Raw genomic sequence first — 6,318 nt, 5'->3', positions numbered from 1 at the left:
GCCCACATCAGGGCAGACAGAAGCACCCCCGGCGCCCGCCACGGCATTTACCACGCCCCCGGCGCGCACCGAAGGTGCGCTGAATCGCTGACCTGCGGAAAGCCCATCAAGATCATTACGTGGTCATTACGTGATCACTGTCATGGGGCTGCCTTCGGCGGCATTCGGCCGCACACGCGCGAAGACCCCGCACTCAGCGTCTGCGCTGATGGCGGGGTCTGCTGGCACCTACTTCGAGGTGCCCCCGGCAGGATTCGAACCTGCGCACACGGCTCCGGAGGCCGTTGCTCTATCCCCTGAGCTACGGGGGCGGTGTCGCTGTTGTTTGTGGCGACGGGTAGAACCCTACCAGCTTGCTCGGGGTGGTCATGAACGCTTTTCGGGGGTGGCCGGCGGGTGGCCGATCGGGGTGAGCGGAGGGGGTATACCGCATTGGGAGGCTTGGCGGTGGGGTCTTGAGGAAAGGTCCCCCGCACGTGGCGGAAGTGGGCAAAACCCGGACGCAGCGCTGGGTGCGCGCCTACCCTTCGAGATGTGCCTGGGTTGTCCGGCCGGGTCCTTGTCGTCGACGACAACAAGGTCATCCGGCAGCTGATCAGGGTCAACCTCGAGCTTGAGGGCTTCGAGGTCGTGACCGCGGCCGATGGTGCCGAGTGCCTGGAGATCGTTCACCAGGTGCGGCCCGATGTGATCACTCTCGATGTCGTGATGCCCAGACTGGATGGGCTTCATACGGCGTCCCGGTTACGTGCCGATGCGCGCACGTGTCATGTGCCCGTCGCGATCATCAGCGCGTGTACGCAGTACGAAGTGGACAGCGGCAGGGCCGCGGGGGTGGATGCGTTCCTTGCGAAACCCTTTGAGCCTGCCGCGCTGGTAAAGCTGGTGCGTCGGTTGATGACGCCAGGCGCCGCCGCTGCGGCGCCTGGGGATGCGGAGCCTGTTGTGGGGCCTACCGGCTGAGTCCGTGGGCCTGGCGGTGGGGGCCGGGGCGGGCTGTCCCCTGTCTCGGTTCCCGCTGTCCAGGTTCCTCCTGTCTGGGTTCCTGCCGTCCCGGTTCCCGTGCCCGGTTGTCGGGTCGGGTCCTGCTCTGTGCGCTTGCGCCCGTCAGGACGCCTTCCCGCTGGCCTGCTCGCCGTCCGAGGGGCGAAACCCATTCGCGGGGACGCCCCCCTCCTCCCATACGCTTGTGCCGTGACACCCGCCCAGCTCTCCCGCACCGTGCTGCAGACCGTGCGCCGTGCCGTCGAGGCCGACGAGCTGCGGGTGGCTGTGCTGCCGGAGCGGGTGAAGGTGCAGGCTCCGCCTCGGGCGGGGTGTGGGGATTATGCGACTAATGTGGCGCTTCAGCTTGCCCGGGGTGTCGATGGCGGGGGGCCTGCGGTCGCCTTGCGGGTGGCCGAGGTGTTGCTGCGGCGGCTGGTGGTTACGCCTGGGATCGCCGGGGTGGAGATCGCCGGGCCCGGGTTTTTGAACATCACCGTCGATCCCGGCGGGCATGCCGCGCTCGTACGCAACGTGCTGGAGTGCGGCGAGGACTACGGGCGCTCGGATGCTCTGGCCGGGACCTTGGTGCGGCTCGCGCCTGCGCGGGAGGTGCGTGGGGTGTTGGTCGGGGCCGTCGTGGGGCGGCTTGTGGGTGTTTGTGGGGGGGAGTGCGAGGTCGCCGGCGGGGGTGAGGTGCTTGCCGTGCGGCCCGCCGGGGTCGGTGCTGAGGAGCTGCTGGGGCGGCTTGGGCCTGATGCCGCTCGTTGGGTGCTGCTCCGGGCCGCCGCGCACGATCTGCCCGATCTCGATCCCGGTCGGCTCCTCGCCCAGCGCGAGAGCAATCCGCTGTTCCGCGTGCGGTACGCCCATGCCCGGGTTCGCGGCCTCCTCAGGAATGCGGTTGATCTTGGGGTTGGTTCCGGCGTCGACAGCGCTTACGACCACCCCACCGCCCTCGCCCTCCTCGCCCTCCTCGGCGACTACCCCCGCCTCCTCGAATCCGCCGCCCGCCACCGCGCCCCCGACCGGCTCGCCCGGCACCTCGAGGCCACCGCCGACGCCTTCTTCCGCTTCCACGACGCGTGCCCGCCCCTGCCGCGCGGCGAGCAGAAACCCTTGGCCGCCCACCGTTCCCGGCTGGCCCTTGCCGAGGCTGCCGGGACGGTGCTTGCCGGTGGCCTGCACCTGCTCGGCATCAGCGCACCGGAACATCTGTGAGACACCTGAGAGAGACACCATGAGCCGTTCCGCACACCCCGCCGGGCCCCGCTACGCCGATGTGCTGCCCGAGGGGCACTACACCGCACCGCCCACCGACCTCAACGCCCTGGACGCGCGCGTATGGGCCCGTACGGTCGGGCGTGACGCCGACGGGGTGGTCACCGTCGGCGGGGTGGACGTCAAGACGCTGGCCGAGGAGTTCGGGACGCCCGGGTACTTCCTCGACGAGAACGACTTCCGGGCCCGCTGCCGGGCCTGGCGGGAGGCGTTCGGGGAGGACGCCGATGTGTTCTACGCCGGGAAGGCCTTCCTCTGCCGCGCCGTCGTGCGCTGGCTCAACGAGGAGGGGCTGAACCTCGACGTCTGCTCCGCCGGGGAGCTGGCGACCGCGCTGGGCGCCGGGATGCCGGCCGAGCGCATCGCGCTGCACGGGAACAACAAGAGCGAGGCGGAGATCCGTCGGGCCGTCGAGGCCGGGGTGGGGCGGATCGTGCTCGACTCGTTCCAGGAGATCGTGCGGGTCGCGCATATCGCCGAGCGGCTGGGCAAGCGGCAGCGGGTGCAGATCCGGGTCACGGTCGGGGTTGAGGCGCACACCCATGAGTTCATCGCTACCGCCCACGAGGACCAGAAGTTCGGCATTCCGCTGGCCGGCGGGCTGGCCGCGGAGGCCGTGCGGCGGGCGCTCAAGCTCGACGGTCTTGAGCTGATCGGCGTCCACTCGCACATCGGGTCGCAGATCTTCGACACCTCCGGTTTCGAGGTGGCCGCCCACCGGGTGGTGGGGCTGCTCAAGGAGATCCGGGACGAGCACGGCATCGAGCTGCCCGAGATCGACCTCGGCGGCGGCCTCGGCATCGCGTACACCTCCGAGGACGACCCCAGCGAGCCGCATCAGATCGCCAAGGCGCTGCGCGACATCGTCCACCGGGAGTGCGAGTCGGCCGGGCTCGCGGTGCCGCGGCTGTCGGTCGAGCCGGGGCGGGCGATCGCCGGGCCGACTACGTTCACGCTGTACGAGGTGGGGACGGTCAAGGAGCTGCCGGCGCTGCGTACCTACGTCAGTGTCGATGGCGGGATGTCCGACAACATCCGTACCGCGCTGTACGACGCCGAGTACTCGGTGGCACTGGTCTCGCGTACCTCCACCGCCGAGCCGATGCTCTCCCGCGTCGTCGGCAAGCACTGCGAGTCCGGCGACATCGTCGTACGGGACGCCTTCCTGCCCGCCGACGTGGCGCCCGGGGATCTGATCGCGGTCCCGGCCACCGGTGCGTACTGCCGTTCCATGGCGAGCAACTACAACCACGCGCTCCGTCCGCCCGTCGTCGCCGTCAAGGACGGGCAGGCGCGCGAGATCCTCCGGCGTGAGACTGAGGAAGATCTTCTGCGGCTTGATGTCGGTTAGGCGAGCTAGCGGCTAGCTCGGCTAGCGAGAAACGAATCTCGGATACTGGACCGGGGATAGAAAGTCCCGTCCAGTGAGTGAGACTGGTGCACTACTTAGATGGATGAGAAGCGAGGTCGGATGATGCGTACGCGTCCGCTGAAAGTGGCGCTGCTGGGCTGTGGAGTGGTCGGCTCAGAGGTGGCGCGCATCATGACGACGCACGCGGCGGACCTCACGGCGCGCATCGGCGCCCCGGTCGAACTGGCCGGGATCGCCGTGCGCCGCCCCAACCGGGTGCGCGAGGGGATTCCGGCCGAGCTGGTCACCACCGACGCGACCGCCCTGGTCAAACGCGGCGACATTGATGTTGTTGTTGAGGTCATCGGCGGTATCGAACCCGCCCGTACCCTCATCACCACCGCCTTCGAGCACGGCGCCAGCGTGGTGTCGGCGAACAAGGCGCTGGTCGCGCAGGACGGCGCGGCCCTGCACGCGGCCGCGCTCGAGCGCGGCGTCGACCTGTACTACGAGGCCGCCGTCGCGGGCGCGATTCCGCTGGTGCGGCCGCTGCGCGAATCCCTGGCCGGTGACAAGGTCAACCGGGTGCTCGGCATCGTCAACGGCACCACCAACTTCATCCTCGACCGGATGGATACCAACGGCGCCGGCTACAGCGAGGCTCTGGACGAGGCCACCGCCCTCGGTTACGCCGAGGCCGACCCGACCGCCGACGTGGAGGGCTTCGACGCCGCCGCGAAGGCCGCCATCCTGGCCGGGATCGCCTTCCACACCCGCGTCACCCTCGACGATGTGCACCGCGAGGGCATCACCGAGGTCACCGCCTCCGATATCGCCTCCGCCAAGCGCATGGGCTGTACGGTCAAGCTGCTGGCCATCTGCGAGCGCGCCGAGGACGGGCAGTCGGTCACCGCCCGGGTGCACCCGGCGATGATTCCGCTGAGCCATCCGCTCGCCTCCGTCCGCGAGGCGTACAACGCGGTCTTCGTCGAGGCCGAGGCGGCCGGCCGGCTGATGTTCTACGGGCCTGGGGCCGGCGGTTCGCCGACCGCCTCGGCGGTCCTCGGCGACCTGGTCGCCGCCTGCCGTAACCGGCTCGGCCAGACCACCGGACCGGGCGAGTCCGCGTACACCCGGCTGCCCGTGAGCCCCATGGGAGATGTGATCACGCGCTATCACATCAGTCTGGACGTCGCCGATAAACCGGGAGTTCTTGCCCAGGTCGCCACGGTCTTCTCCGAGCATGGCGTATCCATCGATACGGTCCGCCAGCAGGGGAAGGACGGCGAGGCGTCCCTCGTCGTGGTCACCCACCAGGCGAGCGACGCGGCCCTGACGGCCACCGTCGAGGCGCTGCGCAGGCTGGACACCGTCCGTGATGTCGCCAGCATCATGCGGGTCGAGGGCGAGTAGAGGGTGAGTAGGGGAGTAAAGGAAGATCATGAACACAATCGCTGACGCCGGGCCCGCGATGTCCGGCACCCGCCGCTGGCAGGGCTGGCGGGGCATCATCGAGGAGTACCGCGACCGGTTGCCGGTCAGCGAGACGACCCCCGTCGTCACCCTGCGCGAGGGCGGCACCCCGCTGGTCCCCGCCCAGGTGCTCTCCGAGCGCACCGGCTGCGAGGTGCACCTCAAGGTCGAGGGCGCCAACCCCACCGGGTCCTTCAAGGACCGCGGTATGACCATGGCCATCAGCATGGCCAAGGAGGCCGGCGCCCAGGCCGTCATCTGCGCCTCCACCGGCAACACCTCGGCCTCCGCGGCCGCCTACGCGGTACGGGCCGGAATGGTCTGCGCCGTCCTCGTCCCGCAGGGCAAGATCGCGCTGGGCAAGATGGGCCAGGCCCTGGTCCACGGCTCCAAGATCCTCCAGGTCGACGGCAACTTCGACGACTGCCTGGAGCTGGCCCGCGGGCTGTCCGAGAAGTACCCGGTGGCGCTGGTCAATTCGGTCAACCCGGCCCGTATCGAAGGGCAGAAGACCGCGTCCTTCGAGATCGTCGACATGCTCGGCGACGCGCCCGACATCCATGTGCTGCCGGTCGGCAACGCGGGCAACATCACGGCCTACTGGAAGGGCTACAAGGAGTACGCGACGGACGGCCCGCTCGGCGCGCCCGCCTCCCGTACGCCCCGGATGTGGGGGTTCCAGGCCTCCGGCTCGGCGCCCATCGTGCGCGGTGAGCCGGTCAGGAACCCGAGCACCATCGCCACCGCGATCCGCATCGGCAACCCCGCCTCCTGGGCCTTCGCCGAGCAGGCGCGCGACGAGTCCGGCGGCCTCATCGACGAGGTGACCGACCGTCAAATCCTCGCCGCCTACCGGCTGCTCGCCTCCCAGGAGGGCGTTTTCGTCGAGCCGGCCTCCGCGGCGAGCGTCGCGGGTCTGCTCAAGGCCGCCGAGCAGGGTCTGGTCGACCCCGGTCAGCGCATCGTGTGCACGGTGACCGGAAACGGCCTCAAGGACCCGGACTGGGCGGTGGCGGGCGCGCCGCAGCCGGTCACGGTGCCGGTGGACGCGGACACGGCTGCCGAGCGGCTCGGGCTGGCTTGATTTTCGGGCCCATTGGCCCTCGTTCACGCGGCGCCGGGCGGCGCCCGGGGTCGGTCCGTACCCGCTCGCTCTCGGCGGTGGCGGACGCGCGCGTCTCCTCGGCGCCGGTCTTCGCCTTGGCCAGTACGTCCTCGGCGGTGCCGGC

At 70.1% G+C, this 6,318-nt stretch carries 5 protein-coding genes and 1 tRNA gene; 5 read left to right on the top strand and 1 reads right to left on the bottom strand.

All coding sequences use genetic code 11. The annotated features are described in order from the left end of the window. Positions 1 to 239: 239 nt before the first annotated feature. Positions 240 to 311, bottom strand: a tRNA-Arg gene (locus ACWDSL_RS51140). Positions 312 to 534: 223 nt separating this feature from the next. Here ACWDSL_RS51140 and ACWDSL_RS51135 point away from each other — a divergent pair. The 5 genes from ACWDSL_RS51135 (at position 535) to thrC (ending at position 6,173) form a co-directional block, all read left to right on the top strand. Beyond that, on the top strand, positions 535 to 963 hold the full coding sequence (locus ACWDSL_RS51135; RefSeq protein WP_078610448.1) for a response regulator: 429 nt from the start codon (positions 535 to 537) through the stop codon (positions 961 to 963). A gap of 231 nt (positions 964 to 1,194) precedes the next feature. Continuing rightward, a complete protein-coding gene (gene nrtL / locus ACWDSL_RS51130; RefSeq protein ID WP_450496346.1) occupies positions 1,195 to 2,205 on the top strand; it encodes an ArgS-related anticodon-binding protein NrtL in 1,011 nt (336 codons plus the stop codon). 19 nt (positions 2,206 to 2,224) lie between these two features. Further along, positions 2,225 to 3,616: a diaminopimelate decarboxylase gene (gene lysA, locus ACWDSL_RS51125; protein WP_450496345.1), complete on the top strand. Its 1,392-nt coding sequence runs from the start codon at positions 2,225 to 2,227 to the stop codon at positions 3,614 to 3,616. A gap of 120 nt (positions 3,617 to 3,736) precedes the next feature. After that, complete coding sequence (locus tag ACWDSL_RS51120; protein WP_450496348.1) at positions 3,737 to 5,029, top strand: homoserine dehydrogenase; 1,293 nt, start codon at positions 3,737 to 3,739, stop codon at positions 5,027 to 5,029. 28 nt (positions 5,030 to 5,057) lie between these two features. Then, positions 5,058 to 6,173: a threonine synthase gene (thrC, locus tag ACWDSL_RS51115; protein WP_450496344.1), complete on the top strand. Its 1,116-nt coding sequence runs from the start codon at positions 5,058 to 5,060 to the stop codon at positions 6,171 to 6,173. The last annotated feature ends 145 nt before the right edge of the window (positions 6,174 to 6,318 follow it).

It is taken from the genome of Streptomyces sp. NPDC000941, from assembly GCF_053599555.1.
This window is presented reverse-complemented; position numbering and strand designations above follow the sequence as displayed.

What these genes read in the sequence shown, in the direction of transcription:
- lysA (WP_450496345.1), top strand. Translation starts at nt 2,225, where the DNA reads ATGAGCCGTTCCGCACACCCCGCCGGGCCCCGCTACGCCGATGTGCTG.
- ACWDSL_RS51120 (WP_450496348.1), top strand. Translation starts at nt 3,737, where the DNA reads ATGATGCGTACGCGTCCGCTGAAAGTGGCGCTGCTGGGCTGTGGAGTG.
- thrC (WP_450496344.1), top strand. Translation starts at nt 5,058, where the DNA reads ATGAACACAATCGCTGACGCCGGGCCCGCGATGTCCGGCACCCGCCGC.